The organism is Rhizorhabdus sp. (assembly GCF_018006725.1).
Taxonomy (GTDB): Bacteria; Pseudomonadota; Alphaproteobacteria; order Sphingomonadales; family Sphingomonadaceae; genus Rhizorhabdus.
In genome coordinates this window covers 1-25,798 of record NZ_JAGMXV010000001.1, presented here as the reverse complement: position 1 = coordinate 25,798, position 25,798 = coordinate 1, and the positions used below count along the sequence as shown (strand labels likewise).

The window sequence follows — 25,798 nt, the reverse complement described above, 5'->3', positions numbered from 1 at the left end:
GGGCCTCAGCCAGCCGTGGGCAGGCTGTGGAGATAGGCTGCTATGGCGTCGGCGGCGCGCTGTGATCCGCTTTCGCCCCGCGCGTCGAAGGTTTCCTCATAGGCCCGATCCTGAATGTCGCGATAGGCGCCGTGCGACGCGAAGGCCTGGTCGACCGCAGCCATGAGGTCCGCGGCCGCGCCGACGACCGGGCCGAAATGCCAATGCCCGTAATTCTCGTCCTCGCGCCAGTCGACGCCATGGGCATCGAGGAACAGGCACGGCCTCCGCTCGCGCAGATATTCATAGACCTGGCTGCTGACGTCGCCGACGTACAGGTCGGCAAGACTCGTATAGCTCATGTCGATCGAACGGTCGCTGCCGGGGTCGACATATATGCGTGGATGGCCGCGATAGCCGTCGAACAACGGCTGCCACCGCGCCCGTGCACGCTGACCGTCGAGCAGGCGGACATGCGGGGCCACGATCAGATTGTAGCGATCCTGCGCCGCGAAGGCGGCGATGAGCCTTGCGCCCATCCGCTCCCAGGACCCCAGTTCGGAGAAATGGGGATTGTAGAGGACGACCGGACGATGGTCGCCGGGGAAGGGCGTCCAGGCGGGATCGCGCGCGGCGTCTGCCGCCTCGAATTTCGGATAGCCGACCACCGCATGCGCGCCTTCACGGATCAGCCCCTCGCGCAGCATCCGCCGGCGATGCTTGGCACCTGCCATCAGGACGAAATCGAACAGCCGGATGCGCGGATCGAAGCCCGCGGCCCGATCCCCGGCGCCGTGATCGAGGTGGATGAAGCGCGGATGCCGCACGCCCATGCGCTTCAGGACGATCGAGGTTCGTTCGGGCAGGGCAATCGCATCGAAATGTCGGAGGCGATGGGCAAGAACCACCAGCGTCAGGATCTTCGGCGGAACCGACGAGCCGGTCAGCCGCCGCGCCGATTCGAGCAAGGATGACTGGAGGCGCTCATAGTGGATCGAACTGCCGCCCAAGCGCTCGACGAGCCAACCGGCATAATCGATATGCCCGGTGGACGGGGACAAGATGGTGACGTCCATGTCGTCCCGCCGCCCGAGCAGGGCGGCGGTCGACAGGCCGTGCAGCATCTGGTGACGCTGGGCATTGAACAGGAAACATATGCGGAAAGGGCGATCGCGCTGAGCCACCATGTTCGACGGCATCCAAGTCCCGGAAGGAGAAGTGTCGCGCGCCATGGCCCGCAAGCCGACACTATGCAAGACGCGCCCGGAACAGTCTCGACAGAAATGGCGTTTCGGCTACTGAGGTCACATGCTCGAACTCTGGAACCATATCGTCGCGGATTTCGCGAACATCACCAGCCCGGCGGCCCTGTCGGCCTTCCTGCAGGTGCTGATGATCGACATCATGCTCGCCGGCGACAATGCGATCGTCGTCGGCGCGCTCGCAGCCGGCCTGCCACCGGACCAGCGACGGAAGGTGATCCTGATCGGTATCATCGCGGCGCTGGTACTGCGGATCGTCTTCGCCGTGTCGGTCAGCATGTTGATGAGCATCGTCGGGCTGGTCTTCGCGGGCGGGCTCCTGCTACTGTGGGTGGCCTGGCGCATGTTCCGCGAAATCCGCCATTCGGGAATGGCGGCCGGCGAGGATCCGACCGAACATGACGGCATCCCGCAATCCAAGACCTTCCTCGGCGCTGCCTGGGCGGTCGCAGTGGCGGACGTGTCGATGAGCCTCGACAATGTTCTGGCCGTCGCTGGCGCTGCACGTGAGCATCCTGGTATCCTCGTGATTGGCCTGTTGCTGTCGGTCGCGCTGATGGGCATCGCCGCCAACGTGATCGCGAAATATATCGAGCGCTATCGCTGGATCGCCTATGTCGGCTTGCTCGTGATCGTCTATGTCGCGATCAAGATGATTTGGGAGGGCTGGCATCAAGTCGCGCCGCTGCTCGCCTGAGCGGGGCACCCTGACCGCATAACGGCCCTCGCATTCCGGTGCGGGGGCTTTTTTTTGGCCCTCACCGTTGCAATAGTTTACGTTATTTTGCCTTCTTTATTCGAGAACTTCTGGATTTTTACTTCGTGAATTGTTTTCCAGCAATAAGTGTCGGAGTTTTTTACAACTGCAACACCATGGAATTGAGCCGGTCACCGTATTTGTTACTGGAAATCCTCCGCTGGATCGGCTATCGGCTGGACGCATGGATGGGGCCCTGCCTCGCAACCGACGCCGTGGAGTATCGTAATGCGTCCGTTCCTCAAGCTTCCCATGGTCATTGCCGGAGCTCTGGCTATCCTGTCCGCAGGAGCGGCGCAGGCTGCGCTGGTCGGGCAGTCGATCTCGACGGGCATCGCTGCGATGAAGGAATGGAACGTCGTCTCGTTCAACAATTTCCAGTCGTACAACCATGTCGATGGCCGGGTCTATGTCGGCGGAAGCTTCACGGCGGGCAGCAATTTCACGATCCAGAACAACAATATTCCCGCGAGCCAATATGGCACGCCCGCGTTGACCGTCGGCGGCAGCGCGCAGATGGCCGGCAGCGTCAACGCGGGTGGCGGAATCGCCGTCGGTGGGTCGGTCAGCGGCAATTTCAATAACAACGGCAACAATGTCGTGACCTATGGCGGATCCAACAGCGCCTTCGCGAACAACACCAGCTTCCAATATGGCGGCGCCAATTTCGCGAGCACGATCAACGCGCAGACCAACGATATCAAAGCCTCGTTGACCAGCCTCAGCCAGAATCTCGCAACCCTCGCCAATACGGCGGGCGTGACGGTCGGAGGCGACAGCAACAACCAGATGATCACCGTCGCCAACAGTGGCCTCAACGTGCTCAACTGGTCGGAGGCCATGTTCGAAGGCAATTCGAACCAGCAGCTGCAGATCACCCTGCCGACCAATGCCACGCTGGTGATCAACGTCGCCGGAACCGACATCGACTTCAATCGCAACTTCAATCGCTTCACCGGCGACAACCGCGTGCTGTTCAACTTCTATGAGGCGACCACGGTCGATATCGGCCGGCAGTTCAGCGGCTCGATCCTCGGCGTCTTCGCCGATATTACCGGCGGCAACAGCGGCAATATCGATGGCACGGTGATCGGCAATAACGTCCGCCAGAATGCCAATGGTGAGATTCACAACAATTATTTCCAGGGCGATCTGTCCAGCCTGTCCAGCACGAGCAACCCGGTGGTTGCACCGGAGCCGTCGACCTGGGCGATGCTGATCCTGGGATTTGGTCTGATCGGAGCGGCCATGCGCGCCCGGCGCGGGCGGGGCATGCTCCCGCAAGCGGCATGAACCGCAGAGGCCGCCTCGAACATGATGTAAGGGCCCGCTGTCTGCCGGGCCCTTTTTACGTGCAATCCGCATAGTTAACAGGAATTGTCCTGAATTGATTTGATGCGACCGTTGTTGGACAAACGTCGTCGGAGGACGTTCCGTTATGTCTCAGCGGGTTCACGCGTCTATCGCTGCTCTCGTGGAAACCGTGATGGACAGCGTCGCGGGCTATGAGCACATCGCGTCTCACACCCACGGCTTCGGCTGGTACAGCTATTGCGAGATGCACGCCCTGGAAAGGCAGCGGCTCGCAACGGCTCTGCGTCGGGCAATCGAGGCTCATGGCGGTCATGCCGAGTTGCACGGTACATTGCTGGGCAGCGCACACCGGCTTTTCCTCGATCTGAAAGCGGCCCTGCTGAACGGAGAGCAGTCAGCCGTCGATGAACTACTGCGAGGAGAAAGATTTCTCGCCGACCATATCCGCAAGGCTCATCGCGACGCAGGAACGCTGCCGCCGGACATCGAAGACATCATCGCCACCCTCTACCGCAACGTGCAATCGTCGATCGGCGAACTCGCAGCCTTGCGCAAGCGCATCGAAAGGGGCCAGCACCCCTCGCCAGGGCACCCGTAACGCAGAGCCATGGGGGCATGGGTGCTGCGTGCGATCGGATGGGCGGTAGCATTTCTCATCCTGACCAGTTCGGCAGGTCAGGCGATCATCTTCACTGTCGATCCAAACGAGCATAGTCTTGCCGGTCGTACCGGTCCGCGTGATGCGTTCGACTCGGTCGGACGCCTCGAGTGCATCGACCCGGCGATTCCCGGCATCACGCATATCGCCACCGCCTGGCTCGTCGGTAACAACCAGACGGCCATCACCGTCGCCCATGCCTTTTACAAGGTGCCGGCGCCGCCCTTCCGCCAGACCCCGCTCCTGTTGCCCATCAAGGAATGCATCTTCGTTCTGTTCAACCGTGACGAAACGGTCCGGGACATCTTCACGATCGATTATGTCCTGTCTCCCTGGGCCGACACTCGTCATCGCTTCGACAGCAGCTTCGACTTTGCGCTTTTGCGGCTCAACCGCCCCGCGGAGGGCGCCGTCCTTCCGACTTTGCGCCAGACCCGCTTTCAGGCGCGCAAGACGATAAGCCTGCTGGCGTTTCGCGCGGACGTACGCGAATCGCAGATTCTCCATGACAGTCGGGGATTGATCGACCGCTTCCCGCGAGCCCAGCTCCGCATCGATCTGCTCGATGCGAATGGTCCTTCGATCAGTGACGATTCAGCGCTGTTCGCCACGTCCGCCAATGCCGAGTCGGGGTCGTCGGGAGGCATGTATTATGATGAGCGGCTCGGCGCTGCGATCGGCATTCACCTTGGCTATCTCTGCGATCAGCCCAAGCCGGTATCGCGGTACATGCCCGCCGAGTGCTTCAATTATGGCCGCTATTTTACCCCACAATTGATGACAATGATCCAGGGGGTCGTGGAGGAACGTCCCGACATCACCCTGCTCGTCACACCCCAGCTTCCCCCGATGCGGCCACAATCCCCATTCGCCACAGACCCCATTTTCGGCGGAGCGGGGCGTTCTCAATAGCGCACCCGGTCAGGCAGTGAGGATGACTGAACCCGTGGTCGCACGCCCTTCGAGTGCCCGGTGCGCATTCGCAGCCTCCGCGAGCGGCATCCGCAGCCCGATCTCGACCTTCACCCGGCCGTCGCCGACCATGGCGAACAGCGCAGCGGCGGAAGCCTCCAGTTCGGACCGCTCGGCGATATAGTCGTAGAGGCGCGGCCGGACGACACTGAGCGAGCCGCGCTTGGCGAGTTCCAGCGGCGTGAACGGCGCGACTGGCCCCGACGCATTTCCGAAGCTCACCATCAGCCCGCGCGGCCGAAGCGAATCGAGCGATGCGGTCCAACTGTCGGCGCCGACGCCGTCGAACACCACGTCCACGCCCTTGCCGCTATTCGCTGCCCGCACAGTGGCGGCAAGATCCTCGAATGGGCAATCTATCGAGGTGCTTGCACCAAGCGCACTGGCAATGGCGGCCTTCTCCGCCGACCCTGCATGGGCGATGACCCGCACCCCGATAGCGCTTAGCCACTGGACGAGCATACGACCGACGCCGCCGGCCGCCGCCAGGACCAGCGCACTCTGGCCGGGCTGAACATGAGCGCAGCCATTGACGAGAATTTCGACCGTCAGCCCCTTGAGCAGGATAGCGGCGGCGGTCTCGTCGTCGATCGTGTCGGGCAAAGCGAGGAGCCGGGCTGCATCGACATCCTGCCAGCTCGCATAGCTGCCGGGCGCGGCGATAGCATAGCCCACCCGGTCGCCAGGCTGCCAGCGGCTGACGCCTTCGCCCACCGCCTCGACCACACCCGCAGCCTCGACACCGAGTCCTGCGGGCAGGGGCTGTGGATACAGCCCCGTGCGATGGTAGGTGTCGATGAAGTTTACCCCTACCGCATTGTGGCGGACCCGGACCTTGCCGGGGGGCACGGCAGTGGGTTCAAGCGCCACGGCTTCGATGACTTCGGGCCCGCCGAAGGCGGGGGCGACGAGGCGGAAATCGGACATCGGGGATTGAACTTTCAGGCGAGATGGTCGGCGAAGAAAGCCTCGGTCCGGCTATCGGCCAGTTGGGCGGCGTCCTCGACCCGGCGATTGCCCATCGTCGCCGCAAAACCGTGGTCGACCCCTTCATAGTCCCACAGCGTGACCTTCGGATGATCGTCGAGTCCGGCATGCATCCGCGCCTGCGCATCCTTTGGGACGAAGCCGTCGTTCCCGGCGATATGCTGGGCGTGCGGATGGGCGATGGCATGCGCCTCACCGAGCAACCCATCGATCCCGACGCCATAATAGCCGACGCTCGCATCGATGTCGGTGCGCGCGGCGGTCATGAAGGCGAGGCGGCCACCCAGGCAATAACCCACTGCGCCGACCTTCCGGCCGCCAACCATGCGGCGCGCTTCGCGGATGGTGGCTTCGATATCACGGATGCCAGCCTCCTGATCGAATTTGCCGAACAGGCCGAAGGCCTCCTGCAGTTCGGGCTCGACATCGGCATCAAGCTCGATGCCCGGACGGATCCGCCAGAACAGATCGGGCGCGATGGCGAGATAGCCGAGCTTTGCCCAGGCATCGCATTTGATGCGGATGCCTTCATTGACACCGAAAATCTCCTGGATGACGATGATCGCTGCCTTCGGCTCCGATGTCGGCTGCGAGGTATAAGCGAGAAACTCCTCGTCCCCGGTCAGGGTCTTGATCTCGGTGTAGCTTTTCACAGCAGTCCTCCTCGTCTCTCATGCTCGAGCAGCCACAGCTTGGTGGCTACGCCATGTCCGGCCGAATACTGGCCGATCGCGCCGCCATTCCCTAGCACTCGATGGCAGGGAACGACGATTGGAAAAGGGTTGCGGGCACAAGCCTGGCCGATGGCCCGGGGGCTCGACGCGGCGAGCCGTGCCACCTCGCCATAGCTGAGCGACGCACCGCATGGGATGGCAATGATCGCCTGCCGCAAGGCTTCCCCCCGGTGTGTTGCGGCGGGTGCAAGGGGAAGATCGAACATCTCGCAAGCGCCGTCGAAATAAGCCCTAAGCTGCATCGCTGCGCGGCCGGTTGGCGAGGCGGGATCAACCCTCTCGATCTCCGGACCGCCCCGTTCGCCACCGATGATGATGCGGTGCAGACAGCGCTCGTCACCCTCGATCAGAATCGGTCCGAGCGGAGAAGCCAAAAGGGCGGAGAGGATGGTCATGGACATGCGCCTGCGGAGACTCTAGCCATGGATATCGACGTTTCAATGACCCTTGGAGCCGCGCATGAAGATCACCGTCGACGTCGATTGCACGCCGGAGGAAGCGCGCCGTTTCATGGGCCTTCCGGACCTCTCGGTGGTTCATGACGTCTATATCGAGAAGATGAAGAAGATGATCGAGGAGGGCATTACACCCGACGCGGTCGATCAGATGATGCGCAACTGGATGCCGATGGGCGAAGCGGGGATGAACATGTGGCGTTCGATGTTCGACCAGATCGGTCGCACCGGCAGCGGTGGAAAATAGCCCGCACAGCGCCGCAGACGCCGCGACCATCTTTGCCCTGTCGAGCGGATCGCCACCGGCAGGCGTCGCGGTGATCCGTGTCAGCGGTCCCCGGGCGGGAGAAGCGATGGACGCGCTGCTCGGCGGAAGACCAAGGCCTGCGTCGAGGCGCGCCTCGCTCCGCACTATTGTCGACCCGATCGACCAACGTGCGCTCGACCAGGCACTGCTGCTCTGGCTTCCCGGGCCCGCCAGCGCCACCGGGGAAGATATGGCCGAGTTTCACGTCCACGGGGGCAGGGCGGTTGTGGCCGCCGTGCTACGTTCGCTCGGCGAACTATCGGGACTACGCGCGGCGGAAGCCGGCGAGTTCACCCGCCGCGCCTTCGCCAATGGGCGTATCGATCTGACGGAAGCCGAAGCGCTCGGCGACCTGCTGACGGCCGAGACCGAAACCCAGCGCCGTAATGCGCTCGCGCTGGCTGACGGGGCGCTAAGTCGCAAACTCGCCGACTGGCTCCAGCAGATTCTCCTTCTATCCGCGCGAGTCGAAGCGGTCCTCGATTTCGAGGATGAGGCGGACGTGCCCGACCTTGGCGAGGCCTTCACGGCCGAGCTCCAACGTTTATCGAGAGATGTCTCAGGGTGGTGCGATCGCCCTCCGGTCGAGCGCCTCCGCGACGGTATCCGGGTCGTTCTCGCCGGGCCGCCCAATGCCGGCAAGTCCACGTTGCTCAATGCACTTGCAGGACGCGAGGCAGCGATCGTGACGCCGATCGCCGGAACGACGCGCGACCTGGTTGAAGTGCCGGTATCGATAGGGGGCATAGCCTTTCTCCTGACCGACACGGCGGGCCTCCACGAAGCCGCAGCCGACGCTGTCGAGGCGATCGGCATTGCGCGCGCCCGGCAAGCGATCGAAAGTGCGGATATCCTGCTCTGGCTTGGCGAAGCTGGCGAGGCCCCCGCGGGGTCGGTAAGGATTGCTGCCCGGTCGGACGAGGCAGAGTTTAAGGAAGCGGATAAGGCGGACCTTACCCTGTCCGCCCACACAGGGCAGGGCATGCACCAACTGACCGAGCTGCTGGTGACCAAGGCGATCGCTCTGCTGCCGCGTGAGGATGAGGTCGCGCTTTCCCGGCGGCAGAGGGACGGTATCGAACATCTGTCGGCTATGCTGAAGCTCGCGAAGGCGGAGACTGATCCGCTCCTAGTCGCCGAGGCGCTGCGCATGGCGCGGACTGCGATCAATCGGGTCACCGGTCGGGCCGGAACCGAGGACATGCTCGACGCGCTTTTCGGACGTTTCTGCATAGGCAAATAGGCTGTTCCACGTGGAACGCTTTTGACTTGATAGCAGCGCTGCGATAGCGCGGCGGCATGCTTAGAGCGGATCAAATCGACCGGTTCGACGTCATCGTCGTCGGCGGCGGACATGCTGGATGCGAGGCTGCGGCTGCAGCTGCGCGCATGGGTGCATCGGTTGCGTTGGTGAGCATGCGCCGGGATATGATCGGCGCCATGTCGTGCAATCCGGCGATCGGCGGCCTCGGCAAGGGGCATCTGGTTCGCGAGGTCGACGCCTGCGACGGCATTATAGCCCGTGCAGCCGACCGCTCCGCCATCCATTACCGAATGCTCAACAGCAGCAAGGGGTCGGCCGTGCAGGGGCCGCGCATCCAGGCGGACCGGCAGCTTTTTCGCATTGCGGTGCATGAACTGCTGGCTGAGCTGCGCTCGTTGCAGATCGTCGAAGGATCGGTCGAGTCGCTCATCCTGAGCAATGTTCCACGTGAAACATGCGGGGTGCGGTTGGCCGACGGAAGGCAGCTTTATGCGCGTTCCGTCGTTCTCGCCACGGGAACCTTCCTCAACGCAAAGCTGCATTTCGGCATGACCAATTGCGCCGGCGGGAGAGTCGGCGAAGGCGCAGCCTTGGGCCTCGCCGATCAGCTACGGTCCTTGGATCTCCCTTTGGGACGGCTGAAGACCGGTACGCCTCCCCGGCTCGACGGTCGCACGATCGACTGGGCCGGGCTCGATCGCCAGCCATCGGACGATGGCCATTGGACCTTCTCTTCGCTTCATGGCGCTCGCTCCGTACCCCAACTTGCCTGCGCAATCACGCGCACCAACCAGCGAACCCATGACATCATCCGCAACAGCCTCGACCGGTCGCCGCTCTTCTCCGGAGTCATCGAGGGGACCGGTCCGCGCTACTGTCCATCCATCGAGGACAAGGTTCACCGCTTCGGCGATCGCGACGGGCACCAGATCTTCCTCGAACCCGAAGGGCTCGGCGATGCGCTGATCTACCCCAATGGCGTGTCGACATCGCTGCCGGAAGACGTCCAGCTTGCGATGCTCCGTACGGTCGAAGGGCTGGAGCGGGTCGAGATCGTCCAGCCAGGCTATGCCGTGGAATATGACTATATCGATCCCCGCAGCCTGACCCAGGGGCTGGCGTTGCGCGCCATGCCGGGCCTTTTCTGCGCCGGGCAGATCAACGGCACGACCGGCTATGAAGAAGCCGCCGCACAAGGTCTCGTGGCGGGGATGAACGCTGCGGCCTTTGCTGCCGGTTCGACGACCGTCCTTTTCGACCGCGCCTCCAGCTATATCGGCGTGATGGTCGACGACCTCACCCTGCAGGGTGTGTCCGAACCTTATCGGATGCTGACCGCCCGCGCTGAGTATCGCCTCCGACTCCGCGCCGATAACGCCGCAACCCGGTTGACGGGCTGGGCCGAGACGCTGGGTGTGATCGGACCCGGACGCAGGGCTTGGTTCGCGGAGCGCGAAGCGGAGCGTATGACCGGTCGAATCCAGCTGGATGTCTCGGTCGCCACAGCGCATCAGCTGATCGAAGCTGGCGCTACCGTTGCACCCGACCATAGCAAGCGGACCATGGCAGAGTGGCTGCGTTACCCGGATGTCGGTGACGACCATGTTCTGGCGGTGATTCCGCGCTGGGGGGAGATCGCTCCATCGGTTCGTGCCGAGCTCATCGAGGACTGCCGCTACGCGCCCTATCTCGAACGGCAGGATGAGGAGATTGCCCGGCTGAAGCGGGATCAGGCGCTATCTCTGGTCAATATTGACAGCTATGCCCACATTGCCGGTCTTTCGAACGAAATGATCGAACGGCTCAATGCCGCCCGTCCTGATGATCTCGCCGCTGCGGGGCGCATACGGGGCATCACGCCTGCAGCGCTTGCTGCGATCATGGTCTATGCAAGGAAGCTGGCCGCGTGACGGAGGACGAAGCCCGCGAGGCGATCGCCACCACTGTTCCACGTGAAACAGTCGAAAAGCTCCATCAGCTGATCGTCCTCGTCACGGATGAGATGAGCCGGCAGAATCTGATCGCGGCATCGACCGTCGATCATATCTGGGTGCGACATATCCTCGACTCGACCCAGCTGCTTCCGTTGGCACCCGAACGTGCGACGCGATGGATCGATCTCGGTTCCGGGGCCGGCTTTCCCGGCATGGTCATCGCGCTGCTGCGCGACACGATGCAAGTGACGCTCGTCGAATCGCGCAGGAAGCGGATCGACTTTCTGAGCTTCATGGCCGAACAGCTTGGAATTGCCGATCGGGTCCGCGTAGCCGGTGCACGCCTGGAGACGCTCGAACCATCCCCTCATGACGTGATCAGTGCCCGCGCCTTCGCGCCGCTCGATCGCCTGTTGCCTCTAGCGCAGCCTTTTGCCCGGCCGGACACGGTCTGGTTGCTGCCGAAAGGACGCAGTGCTGCTTCGGAACTGGAAGCCGTCACAGGAACATGGCAGGGTGATTTCAACATCGTTCCGAGCAGCACAGACCCGGAAGCCTCGATCATCGTCGCATCCAAAGTCTCGCCTATCCGGAACGCACCGAAGTCCAAGCCTCGATCAAAGGGACGTAGATGATCCGGATCGCCATAGCGAACCAGAAGGGCGGGGTGGGAAAGACCACCACGGCGATCAATCTCGCGACCGCGCTTGCTGCCACGGGATGGCGTGTGTTGTTGGTCGACTTCGATCCGCAGGGCAACGCATCGACCGGTCTGGGAATTGATCGCGGCGCTCGCGGCAGCAGCAGTTACGAACTGCTCCGTCGTGACTGTACCCTAGCCGAAGCGGTCGTGCCGACGCAGATCCCGCGTCTCGACATCGTCCCTGCGACGGTCGACCTGAGCGGTGCCGAGATCGAGCTGATCGAGGTCGAGAAGCGCACCCATCGTCTTCATGATGCATTGGCTCAGGAAGAGAATCGCTGGGACGTCTGCCTGATCGATTGCCCCCCGTCGCTCGGCTTGCTGACGGTCAACGCGCTGGTGGCCGCGAACATGATGCTCGTCCCGCTGCAATGCGAGTTCTTTGCGCTGGAAGGCTTGAGCCAGTTGCTCCAGACGATCGAGCGCGTGCGGGCGCGTTTCAATCCTCAGCTCTCCATCCTCGGCGTGGCCCTGACGATGTACGACCGCCGCAACCGGCTGTCCGAACAGGTCGCAGCCGATGTGCGCAGCGTGTTGGGAGAGGTCGTCTTCGAGACGGTCATACCTCGCAACGTGCGCCTTTCGGAAGCACCCAGCCACGGCGTGCCTGCCCTCATCTACGATCATCGCTGCCCTGGATCGGAGGCCTATATCTCGCTCGCCCGTGAATGCATCACCCGACTGACTCAGAAGGCACAGGCAGCATGAGCGCCGACGCTCCCCGCCGCGGTTTGGGGCGCGGCCTGTCCGCTCTGCTCGGCGAAGTAGCGTCGGAACAGCCTCTGGCTCCCGGCGCACCACGCCCTGCCGGCATACAGATGCTTCCAGTCGCCGCAATCACGCCCAATCCCGATCAGCCGCGCAGACATTTCGACGAAGAGGCGCTGGCCGATCTCGCCAGCTCGCTCGCCGAGCGTGGGCTGTTGCAGCCGATTGTGGTGCGTCCACACCCGTCGAGCGGCGGTTATCAGATCATCGCCGGCGAGCGCCGCTGGCGGGCGGCGCAGCGGGCCCGGATCCACGAGGTCCCGGCGATTGTCCGTGAGCTTTCGGATAGCGAGACGCTGGAACTCGCCATCGTCGAAAATGTACAGCGGCAGGACCTCAACGCGATCGAGGAAGCCGAGGCCTATCAGCGGCTTGTGACCGACTTCGGCCACACCCAGGAAGCGCTGGGCAAGCTGGTCGGCAAGTCGCGCAGCCACGTCGCCAATCTGTTGCGGCTGCTCGACCTGCCGCAAAGCGTCCGGTCCCTCCTGGCGGACGGACGTCTGAGCATGGGTCATGCCCGCGCGCTGATCACCTCGCCCGATGCCGAAGCGCTGGCCGAGCAGGTGGTGAGCCAGGACCTGTCGGTCCGCGACACCGAAGCGCTGGCGAAGAAAGCGCGGCCGGCAGGGAAAGCCGATGGCCGCGCGGCCGCTATTCCCGCTGCGCCGCCGGTCGTCGACGCCGACATTCAGGCGCTCGAACGCCAGATCGGCGACATATTGGGTCTCAAGGTTCAGATCGAACATACGGAGAAGGGCGGAAAAGTGTCGATCGGCTATTCGACCCTCGACCAGCTCGACCTCGTCTGCCAGCGGTTGAGCGGAGAACCAATCTGAACAAGCTCAGACCGCGTCACAACGGCCTGTTCGCACGATCTGCAAAACTTGCGACAATCTGCGAAGTTGCGAAATTCTCTTTAAGAGAATTTGCGAAGAACGTTTTGCGGAATAATTGAGAGTCAACGCAAGTCGCTGAATCCAGGGCGTAACTACCGACGCGCAGCAGCGGCCCGTGAGATCGTCAGCAACTCCTCGGTCACAAGCACCATGCCCGCCGAGCCCGAACGCTTAAAAGCGCGCTCCAAGCCCGCCAGACGCTCAGTGGCCGCAGCAATCCGTTCCGGCGACCAGCGCTGAAGAAGCCCGGCCACGCTCTTCTGTTCCTTCCAGAAGATCGCCTTGCCGCTGCTTGCCATGACCGCTTCGATCGTCCGGCCCTGAGCGACTTCGGCACGGAGCGGAGTGATCATGGCCAGTTTCCGGAGAACGGCCCGCACCACTCCGATCGCCTCGGTTGGTCCGATCAGGGCGAGCTCGGCTGCTGCGACATCGGGGCGTCCGCCCATGACGGCATCGACAATAGCCGCCACGTCGCTTTCGTCATTCTCGGCACCGATCGCTGCGAGCGTTTCGGCGTCCAGTTCCTTCGGGCTCTCGGGGGTGGCGTCGAGATAGAGCGCAATCTTCTCGACTTCGCGCAGGATCAGACCCCGGTCCGCATTGGTCGCCGCCACCAGCGACTGAGCCGTGCGCGGATCGAGCCGCAGGCCCAGCTCGCGAGCCATCTCAACCGCCACCTGGTCCGCCTGCCGGCCCTCCGGCAGATAGGAGGCGAAGGCGAGCGCCAGCGGAGAGGCGAGGGCCGCCTTGACCAGCTTGGCGTCCTTGCGGAGGTTCCCCGCCACGACCACCACCGGATTGCCGGCAGACGTCGCCTCGAGCAGCGCCTCGACCGCGTCGATGATCTCGTCGCCGGCCGGGTCGACGCGGATGTGGCGCGCGCCGCCGAACAGAGAGATCGAGGCCGCCTCGTCGGCAAGCCGCGCCGGGTCATCCTTGATCTGACTGCCGGTCAGGTCGATCCGCTCGGCATCGCCCCCCATCGCCTTGTCGAGCCGCGCCGCGAGCGCTCGCGAACCCGATTCATCGGGCCCGTAAAGCAGGAACAGCCGGACGGACGGGTCTCCCTTGTCGAGGGCCCGCGCGATCTGTCCGGCGTCGGCTTTCACCGGTTCGTGCTGCGGCCGGCATAGGTGGCGACGCGCGCCACAATCTGGTCTGCCAGCCGATCTGCCATGCGTTCGAGCGCGGTCTGTTCGGCCGCCAGCGTCGCATAATCCGACTGGGTCACGTCGATGCCGGCATCGGCCGCAGCCGTTTGATCGAGCAGCACCGAGCCGGTGGCGGCATCGATCAGCCGGTAGCGCGCGCGCAGAGTACGACGCTCGCGGCTGATCGTATTGTCGAGCCGGGTACCGAAACCGGTGATGTCGTCGTCAAGTTCGACTTCGAGCTTATAGCGCGCAGCGGACTCGCCCTGCCGGTGCATGCGATCGTTGAGCGCGTTGCGGACCAGCCAGCCGCTCTGGCCGCCGATCGCCGACACCTCGACCGAGGAGAGGGCGCTGGCAACGCTGCCGGCGCCGCCATCGACGTAGAGCGGCCGCAGGCTGCAGGCGGAAAGGCCGGCGACCAGCGCGAGCGGAAGCGCCAGGCGGGCGAGGGGCCTCATGCGACGATGTTCACGAGACGGTCGGGAACCACGATCACCTTCTTGGGCGCTGCGCCCTCGAGAAGTTTCACGATCTTCTCCGACTGGAGCGCCAGATTTTGCAATTCGTCCTTCGGCATGCCCTTTGGCGCCGTCAGCGTGTCGCGCAGCTTGCCGTTGACCTGCACCGCAATGGTGACCTCATCGTCGACGAGCAGCGCGGGATCGTGGTCGGGCCAGGCCGCATCGGCGACTAGGCCTTCTTCGCCCATGCGCGCCCACGCTTCCTCGGCGAGGTGCGGCACCATCGGCGCGATCAGGCGGACGAGGGTCCGCGCCGCTGCGGCGCGGCTCGCCGAAGGCGGTGCCTTCTCGATCGCATTGGCGAGTTCGTGGACCTTGGCGACGGCGCGGTTGAAGCCCAGCGCCTCGATATCGGTTGCGATGCCGGCGATCGCACGGTGCAACTTGCGGTCGAGGTCCTTGTCCTCGCCCTGCGCGGCTTCCGCAACGTCGGTCATCCGCCACAGACGGTTGACGAAGCGCCAGCAACCTTCGATCCCGCTCTCGGTCCATTCGAGATCGCGCTCGGGCGGGCTGTCCGACAGCATGAACCAGCGGACGGCGTCGGCGCCATATTGTTCGACGATGGGGCCAGGATCGACGACGTTCTTCTTGGACTTGGACATCTTCTCGATGCGTCCGACCGTCGCCGGCTCGCCCGTGGCGACGACCACCCCGTTGGAAACCTCTTCCGGGCTCAGCCACTGGCCGTCCGGGCTCTTGTAGGTCTCGTGGGTGACCATCCCTTGGGTGAAGAGACCGGTGAAGGGCTCCTTGACCGAGATCTTGCCGATCCGCTCGAGCGCGCGCGTCCAGAAGCGGGCATAGAGCAGATGCAGGATCGCATGCTCGACCCCGCCGATATACTGACCGACCGGCAGCCATTGCTCGGCCACCGTGCGGTCGAACGGCTTGTCGCCCGGTGCGCTGGCGAAGCGGATGAAGTACCAGCTGGAATCGACGAAGGTGTCGAGCGTGTCGGTCTCACGCCGCGCCGGCTTGCCGCAGGACGGGCAATCGACATGCTTCCAGGTCGGATGGCGATCGAGCGGATTGCCGGGAATGTCGAAACTGACATCCTCGGGCAGAACCACCGGCAGCTGTTCGCGCGGGACCGGAACCGGGCCGCAATTCTCGCAATGGATGATGGGGATGGGCGTGCCCCAGTAACGCTGCCGGGAAACGCCCCAGTCGCGCAGGCGCCACACGGTGGTGCCCTGACCCCAGCCTTCGCTCTCGCCCCGTGCGATCACGGCGGCCTTGGCCTCTTCCACCGACAGGCCGTCGAGGAAGTCGGAATTGACGATGCGGCCGGGGCCCACATAGGCCTCGTTGCCGATCGGCGCATCGGCTTCCTCGGGCGTCGGTGCCACGACGCGCTTGACCGGCAGCGCATATTTGCGGGCAAAGTCCAGGTCGCGCTGGTCGTGCGCCGGACAGGCGTAGATCGCCCCCGTGCCATATTCCATCAGCACGAAATTCGCGACGAACACCGGCAGCTTCCACGTCGGATCGAGCGGGTGCGCCACGGTCAGGCCGGTGTCATAGCCCTTCTTCTCTGCCGTCTCGATCTCGGCGGCCGCAGTGCCGGTGCGCTTGCAGTCGGCGATGAACGCCTGCAGCGCCTCATCGTCCGCCGCCAGAGCCTGCGCGATCGGATGATCGGGGGCGACCGCCGCGAAGCTCGCGCCGAACAGCGTATCGGGCCGGGTCGTGAAAACCTCGAAGCCGTCGATATCGCCGACCGGGCGATCGAGCGTGAAGCGGAAGCGCATCCCCTGCGACTTGCCGATCCAGTTCTCCTGCATCGTCCGGACCTTTTCGGGCCACTGGTCGAGCGTCTTCAGTCCGTCGAGCAACTCATCGGCGAAGTCGGTGATCTTGAGAAACCACTGGCTGAGCTTGCGCCGCTCGACAAGGGCGCCCGAGCGCCAGCCGCGACCGTCGATCACCTGCTCATTGGCGAGCACGGTCATGTCGACCGGATCCCAGTTGACCGCCGATTCCTTGCGATAGACGAGGCCGGAAGCAAACAGGTCGAGGAACAGCGCCTGTTCCTGCCCATAATAATCAGGCTCGCAGGTCGCGAGTTCGCGGCTCCAGTCGAGCGCGAAGCCGATCCGCTTCAGCTGCTCCCGCATCGCCGCGATATTGGCGCGGGTCCAGTCACCCGGATGGACCTTCTTCTCCATTGCGGCATTTTCGGCCGGCATGCCGAAGGCGTCCCATCCCATCGGATGGAGCACTTCATAGCCCTTCATCCGACGGAAGCGGGCGAGCACGTCGCCCATGGTGTAGTTGCGCACATGGCCCATGTGGATGCGCCCCGACGGATAGGGGAACATCTCGAGGACATAGCTCTTCGGCCGCTCGCTGTCGTCGCGGGCCTGAAAGGTCTGCCGGTCTTCCCAGACGCGCTGCCAGTGCGCGTCGGCCTTCAAATGGTTGAAACGCGCGTTCACTTGATCTTTCGCTTCTTCTTCAGCCGGCGATGGTCGCGCGGCGCAGGTCTCGGGCCTTGGTCAGGATGATGTCTTCCAGCTTCTGCGCGGTTGCAGCCTGGACCGACGTGTCGACCCAATTGCCGTTCGACAGCACCTGACGCTGCGGCGCAACGCGGACGGCATCGGCGCGCAGATCGGCGTCGAGGATCGTCACGGTCACCTTCATCCGCTCGGCGGGCTGGTTCGGGTTCACATACCAGTCGGTGACGATCACGCCGCCGTTGGAATCCGCCTGCAGCAGCGGCATGAAGCTGAGCGCCTCGAGCGACGCCTTCCACAAATAGGTGTTGATGCCGATCGTGGTGGTTTTGGCTGCCGCGACGTCGGATGCGAGCTGCGCCTTGTTGCGTCCACCTCCACAGGCCGCCAGCGAGGCGACGAGGGCAAGGGCGATCGCGGTACGGCAGGGGCGACGGATCATGTCAGGCAAGTCCTTGGGGCTCGAAAAGGCGTTGCGCGCCGTTATAGACACATGCCCCCACCGGGCAACATGTCTTTGCCCGCCGAACAAGGCGTTCCGGCGAGATGCCAGCCGGCGCGAACCGCTCGTTGCTCCCAACGCACGGTAAGATTCATCGATCTGAAACAGATATGCCTCTACAGGCGTTCGGCGGCTGTGGAGTCTGTGCAACAGGGACGGACTTTCGCCGCAGCCGGCTGGCATCGACTCCGATCGGGTGCTAACCGTCTGACATAGAGATAAGTCCGGGTTTGGCAGGATGATGGTCAAGGGGGTCACGGCAAGGATGATGGGCACGGCGCTTCTCGCGTCGCTAGTCCTGTCTGTGCCCGTCGAAGCCGCCAAGACTCCCGCTACTCCGAAGGTCAAGGTCGACCGCAAGAAAGCCCGTGGTATCGGCTTCTTCACACCGGCCGCGTCGGATCCCCGTCAGGCCGCCTTGTTCGACCGCGTCGGCGGCAGCTTCTCCGAACCCAGCTTCCGCTTCACCCCCTCGGGCGGCAATGGCAAGCGCGCGGTGACGGTCGCCATTCGCGCCCGCTCGTCCAAGCCGGGCACCTCGAGCAACACCACGCTCGCCGGGTCGACGATCACCATTCCGAACACCACCGCGCTCAACATGGGCTTGGCACCTACGGCCTACAGTCTCGGTGCGTCGGTGGGCTGGAAGCATTTCACCCTGTCGGGCGATTTCGCGCGCATCGACGGCGGCACCATTCCCGATACCCGCCAGATGGCGGACATCGGGGTCAGCTATTCGCGCTCCAAGTGGAGCACCCGCCTGCTGTTCGGTACCGAAAAGGCAACCGGAGCAACCAATCTCGGCGGACCGGAGGAAGCGCTCTCGGTCGATCTGGGCGGCTCCTTCTCGCTCACCAAGAATCTCGAGCTTTCAGGTGGCGTTCGCTACAAGAGCCAGCGTGACCACACCGACCTGACCAGCGACCAGCGTCGCGACAGCCAGTCGGTCTACGTCGGAACCGCCTTCCGCTTCTGATTGCCGGCGTCAGCCGCGCTTTTTGCCGCCTGACGATCCGCCCCAAGCATCGATCGCCGCCCAACCCCTTGCACCAAGCAAGCGCGCTTGGCGGCCGCGTTGTGCCGTCATGCCGCCAAGGGCAATCACCGGCAGCCGCGTCGCGCGCAGCAATGCGGCAAAGCGCATCCGGCCAAGAGCCGACGCACCGGGATGGGAACGGGTCGCATAGAGCGGCGAAAGCAGGAGCGCAGCGGCGCCCGAGCGCTCGGCAGCCCGGATCTCGCGCCGATCATGGACGGGAGCGGTCCCGAAGCGCGGGGCATGAGGCTGTCGGTGATGGGCTCCATCCGCCCCCCAACGCCGGGCCATGCGCTCGTCTCCGGCCAGCAACAGGACCAGCCCCCGTCGTCGGATTCGCCGGCGGACGGCTTCGAACAGCGCCCGCCGCTCGGCAACCGGCAGGCTGTAATGTCGGAAGATCACTCCGGAACCGCGCGGAAGCCGATCGATCGCCTCGACCAGCCCGTCACCGAGCCGTTCGTCGGTCATCAACCACAGATGCGGCAGCTCGGGCTGGCGGGGCGTCATCGGCGCTTCTATAGCGAAGCCCATGCCCGATAGCACCACCACCGCCGCGATCCTCCCCGCTCAGCAGCGCGTCGACGCGATCCTGTCCCGGATCGCCCATGCCGCCGCGCTGGCCGACCGGAAGGCCAGCGACATCGAGTTGATCGCCGTGTCGAAGACCAAGCCCGCGACGGCCATCAACCCTCTGATAGCCACCGGCCACCGGTGCTTCGGCGAGAACCGGGTGCAGGAGGCCGAAGAGAAATGGCCCGAACTGCGCGGGACAGACGGACTCAAGCTTCACCTGATCGGGCAGCTGCAGTCGAACAAGGCCGAGCAGGCCGTCGCCCTGTTCGATGCGATCCATTCGGTCGACCGCCCTTCGCTGATCGACGCGCTGGCCAAGGCAATGGACCGGCAGGGTCGGCGGCCAGACTGCTTCGTCCAGGTCAATATCGGTGAGGAAGATCAGAAGGGCGGTTGCGCCATCGCCGATCTGCCCGCAACCCTCGCCCGGGCGCGCGACGCCGGCCTTCCCGTCGTGGGACTTATGGCGGTTCCCCCGCTCGACGTCGAACCCGCACCCTATTTCGCGCTGCTGGCGAAGCTGGCTGCGCGGCATGGCCTGACCGGGCTCAGCATGGGCATGTCGTCGGATTTCGAGACCGCGATCATGCTCGGCGCGACCCATGTCCGGATCGGCACGGCCCTGTTCGGCGAACGCGGCTGAGCTTTTTGTCTTTGTCACCTAGCCATGCAAAAACCGGTCTGACATAGTCTGTCGACCGCGTGACTGGCGACGAGGATGGATCACCATCGGGAAGCGCGGGCTGAGTCCGCCGCTCGCCTGAGCATCATCGAAAGGAGTGATGCCCATGGTAACAATAGTCGACAGCAACGACCCGGTTTCGATCCGCGCCTGGCGGCGGCTCGACGAGCGCCTGACAACGTCCGGCCAGCCCACCGAAGAACAGCTTGTACTCCTCGCAGCACTGGGGATCGACGATATCGTCAATCTCGCCCTGCACAGCCATGAGGATGCACTGGAAGACGAAGCCACCAGCGTCGCTGCCCTGAACATGCGCTATCACCATATCTCGGTCGATTTCGCCGCTCCGACGGACGACGACTTCCGGAACTTCAACCGGCTGATCGACAGGCTGGAAGGCCGCACCATCCATGTCCATTGCATCCTCAATGCCAGGGTATCGGCCTTCTTCTACCGGCGGGCACTCGAGTCAGGCATGGATGAAGCCGCAGCTGCGCGCCGCCTTGAAAGCATCTGGCGTCCCGGTGGTGTCTGGGCAGCCTTTATCCGCCGGCCTGAAGACGAAGCGCTTCCGCACAGCTATGCGGGCTTGGACTATAGCCCTCCGGGCGACTGAACCCTGACAGCCCTTATTTGATCGCCTGCGGATTGACCGGGGAGCCGAACCCGCCGGTTACGGGCAGAGGGGGCGCGGACAGCAGGAAATCATATTGCTTGTCGGCCGCGCAATCCGCCGCCAGCGCCTCGAGATTGAAGATCTCACCCAGCGGCATGCCCATGTCGCGCAATGCCAGCATATGGACGGGCAGGGGGACATCATAGCGCGGATCGGGCTCGATCCCCAGCGCCTCGACCGCCATATTGTCGGCGGCAACCGCAGCGACATCATGGTCGTGCAGCCATTCGACGACATCGGCGCCGAGACCGGCCTGCGCACCATGGAAGGCATGGGCGTCGCCCGTGTCGGTGAACAGCCGGATCATGCCCGTGCGCACGAGGATGATATCGCCCTTTTCGATGCGGACCCCTGCCGTTTCGCAGGCCGCGTTCATGTCATCGGGGGTGATGACATAGGTGCGCGGGAGCATCTCCATGCCCTTCAGCCTGGCAATGTCGAGCAGCACGCCGCGCGAGCTGATGCCGGGCAGGGCCAGATGCTCGATCCCGCAGCGATGCGCGCCATGCCGTGCATCGACATGGCTGCGCGCGTCGAGACCGTTATAGAGCTGCCCGCCATAATGCATGTGCGCAAAGGCGTCCCACTGGGTCGAGGCCTGCAGGCACATATGAATGACGTCGTCGCAATATTGGACGTCGCTGCCCTCTGCGAGCGGCGTGAACAGGTCGGTGACATATTTCACGGGGTTGGACCGGAATGTTCCGATCTGCGGGCCATTCGAGTCATAGTTGAGACCGAGCGCGAACAGTTTGCCCTGGCGAACCGCGCCCGCGCCGCGGCGCAGCGCTTCGGGACCGATATGGTTGAGCGTGCCGCGCTCGTCCTCAGGGCCCCACCGGCCCCAGTTCCGAAGCCGTTCGGCCAGTCTGTCCCAGGCCTCGGTTGCCATGCCTTGCTCTCCTCTCCCCGGTCCCGTTCGACGGGACTCCGACAGCGATCTTCACGCTCTGCCGTGCTGGAGGCAAGCGCGATCGATCTCTGGCGATGAAAAGACGGCGGAGGGTCGGCCGGGCGACCCGTCGCTCAGGAGTTCATCGAGTCGAAGAAATCCTCGTTGGTCTTCGAATCCTTCATCTTGTCGAGAAGGAACTCCATCGCGTCGATCGTGCCCATCTGCATCAGGATGCGACGCAGGACCCACATCTTGGACAGCTTGCCCTTGTCGACGAGCAGCTCTTCCTTGCGGGTGCCCGACTTGCCGACGTCCATCGCCGGGAAGATGCGCTTGTCGGCGACCTTGCGGTCGAGGACGATCTCGGAGTTGCCGGTGCCCTTGAACTCTTCGAAGATCACCTCGTCCATGCGGCTGCCGGTGTCGATCAGCGCGGTGGCGATGATCGAGAGCGAACCGCCTTCCTCGATGTTGCGCGCGGCGCCGAAGAAGCGCTTCGGACGCTGCAATGCGTTGGCGTCGACACCGCCGGTCAGCACCTTGCCAGACGACGGCACGACGGTGTTGTAGGCGCGTCCGAGACGGGTGATCGAGTCGAGCAGGATCACGACGTCCTTCTTGTGCTCGACCAGGCGCTTCGCCTTCTCGATCACCATCTCGGCGACCTGGACGTGGCGCTGCGCCGGCTCGTCGAAGGTCGAGGAGATGACCTCGCCCTTCACCGAGCGCTGCATGTCGGTGACTTCCTCGGGGCGCTCGTCGATCAGCAGGACGATCAGGAACACCTCGGGGTGATTGTCGGTGATCGCCTTGGCGATGTTCTGGAGTAGCACCGTCTTGCCGACACGCGGCGGCGCGACGATCAGTGCGCGCTGGCCCTTGCCCTGCGGCGCGATGATGTCGATCACCCGCGACGACTTGTCCTTGACCGTCGGGTCCAGCGTGTCGAGGGTCAGCTTCTGCTCGGGATAGAGCGGCGTCAGATTGTCGAAATTGACGCGATGGCGGACGACGTCGGGATCGTCGAAGTTGATCGAGATCAGCCGGGTCAGCGCAAAATAGCGCTCGCCATCCTTCGGCGCGCGGATCTCGCCCTCGACCGTGTCGCCGGTGCGCAGACCGAATTTGCGCACCTGGTTCGGCGAGACATAGATGTCATCGGGCCCGGCGAGATAATTGGCTTCCGGGCTGCGGAGAAAGCCAAAGCCGTCGGGCAGCACCTCGATCGTGCCCTCACCCATGATCTGCTCGCCATTCTCGGCCTCGACCTTGAGGATGCCGAACATCAGGTCCTGTTTGCGCATCGTCGATGCGCCCTCGACGCCCAGCTCTTCCGCCATGGTGACGAGATCGGCGGGGCTCTTCTTCTTGAGGTCCTTCAGGTGCATCGACGGAATCCTGAGTCTTTGGGCGTAGAATGGGAGAATCGGCGGCGGCGATGGAGAGGGCCGCTTCGGCTCTGGACAGGAGAAAGGCTTTCCGCTCGGACGGCGGTGCTGTTCTACAGGCGGACCTAAGCGCGGCCGCGCGCCAAGTCAAGCGCCCGACCAGCGGGAACAGAGCCTCTGTTCTTCCGATTCAGAAGGGACGGACGATCACCAGGATGACGATGATCGCCGTGGCTATGCCCGGAATCTCGTTCATGAGGCGAAGCGCCTTGTCGGAAGGCGCCCGATGGCCGGCCGCCATCTTCTTGCCATAGCCGATAGCCCAGCCGTGGAATCCCGACAGCAGGATTACCGTCGCGAACTTCGCATGGAACCAGGCGGTACCCCACAGGCCCTGGTCGAAGGCAAGCATCAGCCCGAACAGCCAGACCAGGATCATCGCCGGATTGAGGATGATCGACCGCAGCCGCCGCTCACGATCGATCCACGCCCTATCCTCCGCCGAGCCGGGAGTCGCGGCATGATGGTAGATGAAGAAGCGCGGGAGCATGAAAAGCCCCGCCATCCAGAAAATCACAAAGATCAGATGGGCGGATTTGACCCAGAGATAAGCATTGCCGAGAAAACCGAGCAGCATGGTCGCGTCCCTTAACCCCTGATCCGTGCCAGCAGCCGTTCGACATGGGGGATCGGCGTGTCGAGCTGGATACCGTGGCCGAGATTGAACACATGTGGGCGATCGGGGAAAGCTGCCCTTATGGCATCCACCGCAACATCGAGCGTTTCGCCGCCGGCAATGAGCAGGAGCGGATCGAGATTGCCCTGTACCGGCAGGCCTTCCGGCAGGACCTGATTGGCCCAGACAGGATCGACCGTCTCGTCGAGTCCAACCGCATCGACACCGGTTTCGCGAGCATAGGCCGGAAGCTTTCCGCCGGCACCCTTGGGAAAGCCGATGATCGGCGTGCCGGGATGACGAGCGTGCAGCCGGCGGATGATCTCGGTGGTCGGCGCGACCACCCAGCGTTCGAATTCGCGTGGTGCGAGACTCCCGGACCAGCTGTCGAACAACTGCACGGCATCCACGCCGGCTTCGATCTGGCGCGACAGATAGTCGGTCGTTGCCTCGACGAGCCTGTCGATGATCGCGGCAAAGGCCAACGGATCGCGATAGGCGAAACGCCGTGCCTCGGCCTGCTCCTTGCTGCCCTGGCCGGCAACCATATAGGTCGCGACCGTCCATGGGCTGCCCGCGAAACCGAGAAAGGTCGTCTCGGCGGGCAGTTGCCTGCGCACGCGCTCGATCGTGCCATAGATCGGCAGCAGACGTTCCGGGGCCTCGGTCAGCGCGTCCAGCGTCGTGTCCAGCAGCGTCGGCGACAGCCGCGGTCCTTCGCCGGCCTCGAAGCGCAGATCCTGTCCCAGGGCATGGGGAATCACGAGAATGTCGGAAAAGAGGATCGCGCCGTCGAATCCGAAGCGGCGGATCGGCTGCAGCGTGATCTCGGCTGCCGCGTCGCTGTCGTAGGCGAGTGCCAGAAATCCGCCCTTCGTCGCACGCAGTTCGCGATATTCGGGCAGATAGCGTCCCGCTTGCCGCATCAGCCAGACCGGCGGCGGGTCACGACGTTCGCCGCGCAGCACGGAGAGCAGGGGGCGCGTTTCGGCAGGCTGGGCGGCCATCTTATTACTTTCTGATTCTTTTAAAGAGAAATTGAAGCTGTTGTAGGGGCGTGTGATCCGGGGTTTATTCACAACCGCTGCAATTGCCAACAGCTTGACTCACAGGGACTCGCGCCGAGTCCGCGAGTCATTCGCGCCATGCCCGTTATCCACAGGGACCACCGGGATTGCGGATGCTGTGGATGAATCAAGGGACGATCGCCCGGTCAGCGGGGATGAACGCAGCGCTTGAAAGCGTCCCCAGCCTTCCGCTAGCCCGATCCTCATGCTTTTCCACAGACTCGTCCCCGATCCTTTCCGCTTCGCTTCCCGGCGGCGCGGATCATGATCCGCCTCCATCTCCATCTTCTGTCGGATTCGACCGGCGAGACGCTCGAGAACATCGCCAAGGCGGGGCTCGCCCAGTTCGAGGGAGTCGAGACGATCAAGCATTTCTGGCCGATGGTGCGCAGTCAGGGGCATCTCGATCGGATCCTGCTCGAAATCGCGCAGCGGCCGGGACTGGTGATCTTCACCCTGGTCAACAACGACATCCGCAAGCGGCTGGAATCGCGCTGCCATGCCCTTGGTCTGCCGAGTGTGTCGGCGCTCGACCCGGTGATCGAGGCGCTCTCGCAGCTGCTGGGGCAGGAAGCGCTCGCCCGGCCCGGACGCCAGCACATGCTCGACGCCGCCTATTTCGCGCGGGTCGAGGCGATCCAGTACACGATCGCGCATGACGACGGCCTGATCCCTGAAGACTGGGAAGAAGCCGATATCATCCTGACCGGCGTATCGCGTTCGTCGAAGACCCCGACCTCGATCTACCTCGCCAATCGCGGCTACAAGGTGGCTAACGTCCCGCTGGTCGTCGAATCCCCGCCGCCGCCCTCGCTCTATTCGCTTGTCCATCCGCTGATCGTTGGGCTGACCACCAGCCCCGATAGACTCATCCAGATTCGCCGCAACCGGCTGCTGTCGCTCAACCAGTCGCCCGAGACGGCCTATGTCGACCATGAGAAGGTCGTCGCCGAACTGGCCTTCGCACGGCGCATATTCTCCGATCAGGGATGGCCCGTGATCGACGTCACCCGGCGATCGATCGAGGAAACCGCCGCCGCGATCATCAACCTTGCCAATGATCGGGCAGCCAAGCGCGATCAGGTCAAGGACGCCTGATGGCCCCGCCCCGTCTGATCCTCGCCTCCCAGTCGACCTCGCGTCGCGCCATGCTGTCTGCGGCCGGCG

Annotated in this window: 27 protein-coding genes and 1 riboswitch; of the genes, 14 read left to right on the top strand and 13 right to left on the bottom strand. The window is 63.9% G+C overall.

Features of this window, described 5'->3' with window-relative positions; all coding sequences use genetic code 11:
* Nucleotides 1–5: 5 nt before the first annotated feature.
* Nucleotides 6–1,166 carry a hypothetical protein gene (locus KAY22_RS00135; RefSeq protein ID WP_296618609.1) on the bottom strand — a complete coding sequence of 387 codons (1,161 nt, stop codon included), beginning with the start codon at nucleotides 1,164–1,166 and terminating at the stop codon, nucleotides 6–8.
* Nucleotides 1,167–1,287: 121 nt separating this feature from the next.
* Here KAY22_RS00135 and KAY22_RS00130 point away from each other — a divergent pair, with 121 nt between their 5' ends.
* The 4 genes from KAY22_RS00130 to KAY22_RS00115 all read left to right on the top strand — a co-directional run bounded on the left by KAY22_RS00130 (nucleotide 1,288) and on the right by KAY22_RS00115 (nucleotide 4,882).
* Entirely contained in the window at nucleotides 1,288–1,938 is a 651-nt protein-coding gene (locus KAY22_RS00130; protein ID WP_296618606.1) for a YjbE family putative metal transport protein, read from the top strand.
* 288 nt (nucleotides 1,939–2,226) lie between these two features.
* The gene (locus KAY22_RS00125; RefSeq protein ID WP_296618603.1) at nucleotides 2,227–3,291 is read left to right on the top strand and encodes a choice-of-anchor A family protein; all 1,065 of its coding nucleotides are present in this window, start codon (nucleotides 2,227–2,229) and stop codon (nucleotides 3,289–3,291) included.
* A gap of 145 nt (nucleotides 3,292–3,436) precedes the next feature.
* Nucleotides 3,437–3,910 carry a DUF2383 domain-containing protein gene (locus tag KAY22_RS00120; RefSeq protein WP_296618601.1) on the top strand — a complete coding sequence of 158 codons (474 nt, stop codon included), beginning with the start codon at nucleotides 3,437–3,439 and terminating at the stop codon, nucleotides 3,908–3,910.
* A 21-nt stretch (nucleotides 3,911–3,931) separates the two neighbouring features.
* Nucleotides 3,932–4,882 carry a hypothetical protein gene (locus tag KAY22_RS00115; protein WP_296618598.1) on the top strand — a complete coding sequence of 317 codons (951 nt, stop codon included), beginning with the start codon at nucleotides 3,932–3,934 and terminating at the stop codon, nucleotides 4,880–4,882.
* 9 nt (nucleotides 4,883–4,891) lie between these two features.
* On the opposite strand, the gene KAY22_RS00110 is transcribed toward KAY22_RS00115, so the two are convergent.
* Genes KAY22_RS00110 through KAY22_RS00100 form a run of 3 tightly spaced genes read right to left on the bottom strand, consistent with a single transcriptional unit; the run spans nucleotide 4,892 to nucleotide 7,058 of the window.
* Complete coding sequence (locus tag KAY22_RS00110) at nucleotides 4,892–5,869, bottom strand: quinone oxidoreductase (protein WP_296618595.1); 978 nt, start codon at nucleotides 5,867–5,869, stop codon at nucleotides 4,892–4,894.
* Nucleotides 5,870–5,883: 14 nt separating this feature from the next.
* Nucleotides 5,884–6,582: a dienelactone hydrolase family protein gene (locus tag KAY22_RS00105; RefSeq protein ID WP_296618593.1), complete on the bottom strand. Its 699-nt coding sequence runs from the start codon at nucleotides 6,580–6,582 to the stop codon at nucleotides 5,884–5,886.
* Nucleotides 6,579–7,058, bottom strand: a complete 480-nt coding sequence (locus tag KAY22_RS00100) for a methylated-DNA--[protein]-cysteine S-methyltransferase (protein WP_296618590.1) — start codon at nucleotides 7,056–7,058, stop codon at nucleotides 6,579–6,581. The genes KAY22_RS00105 and KAY22_RS00100 overlap by 4 nt, the downstream gene beginning before the upstream one ends.
* 64 nt (nucleotides 7,059–7,122) lie before the next feature.
* Here KAY22_RS00100 and KAY22_RS00095 point away from each other — a divergent pair, with 64 nt between their 5' ends.
* Genes KAY22_RS00095 through KAY22_RS00070 form a run of 6 tightly spaced genes read left to right on the top strand, consistent with a single transcriptional unit; the run spans nucleotide 7,123 to nucleotide 12,933 of the window.
* Nucleotides 7,123–7,365, top strand: coding sequence for a DUF6489 family protein (locus tag KAY22_RS00095; protein ID WP_296618587.1), 243 nt, complete (start codon nucleotides 7,123–7,125; stop codon nucleotides 7,363–7,365).
* Nucleotides 7,355–8,668: a tRNA uridine-5-carboxymethylaminomethyl(34) synthesis GTPase MnmE gene (mnmE, locus tag KAY22_RS00090; protein WP_296618584.1), complete on the top strand. Its 1,314-nt coding sequence runs from the start codon at nucleotides 7,355–7,357 to the stop codon at nucleotides 8,666–8,668. Before KAY22_RS00095 ends, mnmE begins: the two co-directional genes overlap by 11 nt.
* A 56-nt stretch (nucleotides 8,669–8,724) precedes the next feature.
* The gene (gene mnmG, locus KAY22_RS00085; protein ID WP_296618582.1) at nucleotides 8,725–10,599 is read left to right on the top strand and encodes a tRNA uridine-5-carboxymethylaminomethyl(34) synthesis enzyme MnmG; all 1,875 of its coding nucleotides are present in this window, start codon (nucleotides 8,725–8,727) and stop codon (nucleotides 10,597–10,599) included.
* Complete coding sequence (gene rsmG / locus KAY22_RS00080; protein WP_296618579.1) at nucleotides 10,596–11,258, top strand: 16S rRNA (guanine(527)-N(7))-methyltransferase RsmG; 663 nt, start codon at nucleotides 10,596–10,598, stop codon at nucleotides 11,256–11,258. Before mnmG ends, rsmG begins: the two co-directional genes overlap by 4 nt.
* Nucleotides 11,255–12,034: an AAA family ATPase gene (locus KAY22_RS00075; RefSeq protein ID WP_296618576.1), complete on the top strand. Its 780-nt coding sequence runs from the start codon at nucleotides 11,255–11,257 to the stop codon at nucleotides 12,032–12,034. The genes rsmG and KAY22_RS00075 overlap by 4 nt, the downstream gene beginning before the upstream one ends.
* The gene (locus tag KAY22_RS00070) at nucleotides 12,031–12,933 is read left to right on the top strand and encodes a ParB/RepB/Spo0J family partition protein (RefSeq protein ID WP_296618575.1); all 903 of its coding nucleotides are present in this window, start codon (nucleotides 12,031–12,033) and stop codon (nucleotides 12,931–12,933) included. Before KAY22_RS00075 ends, KAY22_RS00070 begins: the two co-directional genes overlap by 4 nt.
* Before the next feature lie 152 nt (nucleotides 12,934–13,085).
* On the opposite strand, the gene holA is transcribed toward KAY22_RS00070, so the two are convergent.
* Genes holA through KAY22_RS00050 form a run of 4 tightly spaced genes read right to left on the bottom strand, consistent with a single transcriptional unit; the run spans nucleotide 13,086 to nucleotide 17,575 of the window.
* Nucleotides 13,086–14,105, bottom strand: a complete 1,020-nt coding sequence (gene holA, locus KAY22_RS00065; RefSeq protein ID WP_296618572.1) for a DNA polymerase III subunit delta — start codon at nucleotides 14,103–14,105, stop codon at nucleotides 13,086–13,088.
* The gene (gene lptE, locus KAY22_RS00060) at nucleotides 14,102–14,608 is read right to left on the bottom strand and encodes an LPS assembly lipoprotein LptE (protein WP_296618569.1); all 507 of its coding nucleotides are present in this window, start codon (nucleotides 14,606–14,608) and stop codon (nucleotides 14,102–14,104) included. The genes holA and lptE overlap by 4 nt, the downstream gene beginning before the upstream one ends.
* Nucleotides 14,605–17,112 (bottom strand): leucine--tRNA ligase, encoded by a 2,508-nt coding sequence (gene leuS, locus KAY22_RS00055; RefSeq protein WP_296618567.1) that lies wholly within the window; start codon nucleotides 17,110–17,112, stop codon nucleotides 14,605–14,607. The genes lptE and leuS overlap by 4 nt, the downstream gene beginning before the upstream one ends.
* 19 nt (nucleotides 17,113–17,131) lie before the next feature.
* Nucleotides 17,132–17,575 carry a DUF3576 domain-containing protein gene (locus tag KAY22_RS00050; protein ID WP_296618562.1) on the bottom strand — a complete coding sequence of 148 codons (444 nt, stop codon included), beginning with the start codon at nucleotides 17,573–17,575 and terminating at the stop codon, nucleotides 17,132–17,134.
* Nucleotides 17,576–17,873: 298 nt separating this feature from the next.
* On the opposite strand from KAY22_RS00050, the gene KAY22_RS00045 reads away from it, so the two are divergent.
* A complete protein-coding gene (locus KAY22_RS00045; RefSeq protein WP_296618560.1) occupies nucleotides 17,874–18,611 on the top strand; it encodes a porin in 738 nt (245 codons plus the stop codon).
* Nucleotides 18,612–18,620: 9 nt separating this feature from the next.
* Here KAY22_RS00045 and KAY22_RS00040 read toward each other — a convergent pair whose 3' ends face one another.
* Nucleotides 18,621–19,181 (bottom strand): thiamine phosphate synthase, encoded by a 561-nt coding sequence (locus KAY22_RS00040; RefSeq protein WP_296618556.1) that lies wholly within the window; start codon nucleotides 19,179–19,181, stop codon nucleotides 18,621–18,623.
* A gap of 22 nt (nucleotides 19,182–19,203) precedes the next feature.
* Between KAY22_RS00040 and KAY22_RS00035 the strand changes: the two genes are divergently transcribed.
* Both KAY22_RS00035 and KAY22_RS00030 read left to right on the top strand, forming a co-directional pair.
* Complete coding sequence (locus KAY22_RS00035; protein WP_296618553.1) at nucleotides 19,204–19,890, top strand: YggS family pyridoxal phosphate-dependent enzyme; 687 nt, start codon at nucleotides 19,204–19,206, stop codon at nucleotides 19,888–19,890.
* 49 nt (nucleotides 19,891–19,939) lie between these two features.
* Nucleotides 19,940–20,020, top strand: a riboswitch (ZMP/ZTP riboswitch).
* A 15-nt stretch (nucleotides 20,021–20,035) separates the two neighbouring features.
* Entirely contained in the window at nucleotides 20,036–20,545 is a 510-nt protein-coding gene (locus KAY22_RS00030; RefSeq protein WP_296618551.1) for a protein tyrosine phosphatase family protein, read from the top strand.
* Between the two features lie 13 nt (nucleotides 20,546–20,558).
* Here KAY22_RS00030 and KAY22_RS00025 read toward each other — a convergent pair whose 3' ends face one another.
* The 4 genes from KAY22_RS00025 to hemE all read right to left on the bottom strand — a co-directional run bounded on the left by KAY22_RS00025 (nucleotide 20,559) and on the right by hemE (nucleotide 24,571).
* Nucleotides 20,559–21,497, bottom strand: coding sequence for a cyclase family protein (locus KAY22_RS00025; protein ID WP_296618548.1), 939 nt, complete (start codon nucleotides 21,495–21,497; stop codon nucleotides 20,559–20,561).
* 134 nt (nucleotides 21,498–21,631) lie between these two features.
* Nucleotides 21,632–22,888 (bottom strand): transcription termination factor Rho, encoded by a 1,257-nt coding sequence (gene rho / locus KAY22_RS00020; protein WP_165323420.1) that lies wholly within the window; start codon nucleotides 22,886–22,888, stop codon nucleotides 21,632–21,634.
* 190 nt (nucleotides 22,889–23,078) lie between these two features.
* Nucleotides 23,079–23,525 carry a CopD family protein gene (locus KAY22_RS00015; RefSeq protein WP_296618542.1) on the bottom strand — a complete coding sequence of 149 codons (447 nt, stop codon included), beginning with the start codon at nucleotides 23,523–23,525 and terminating at the stop codon, nucleotides 23,079–23,081.
* An 11-nt stretch (nucleotides 23,526–23,536) separates the two neighbouring features.
* Nucleotides 23,537–24,571, bottom strand: a complete 1,035-nt coding sequence (gene hemE / locus KAY22_RS00010; RefSeq protein WP_296618539.1) for a uroporphyrinogen decarboxylase — start codon at nucleotides 24,569–24,571, stop codon at nucleotides 23,537–23,539.
* Nucleotides 24,572–24,895: 324 nt separating this feature from the next.
* On the opposite strand from hemE, the gene KAY22_RS00005 reads away from it, so the two are divergent.
* Entirely contained in the window at nucleotides 24,896–25,729 is an 834-nt protein-coding gene (locus KAY22_RS00005; RefSeq protein WP_296618537.1) for a pyruvate, water dikinase regulatory protein, read from the top strand.
* The last annotated feature ends 69 nt before the right edge of the window (nucleotides 25,730–25,798 follow it).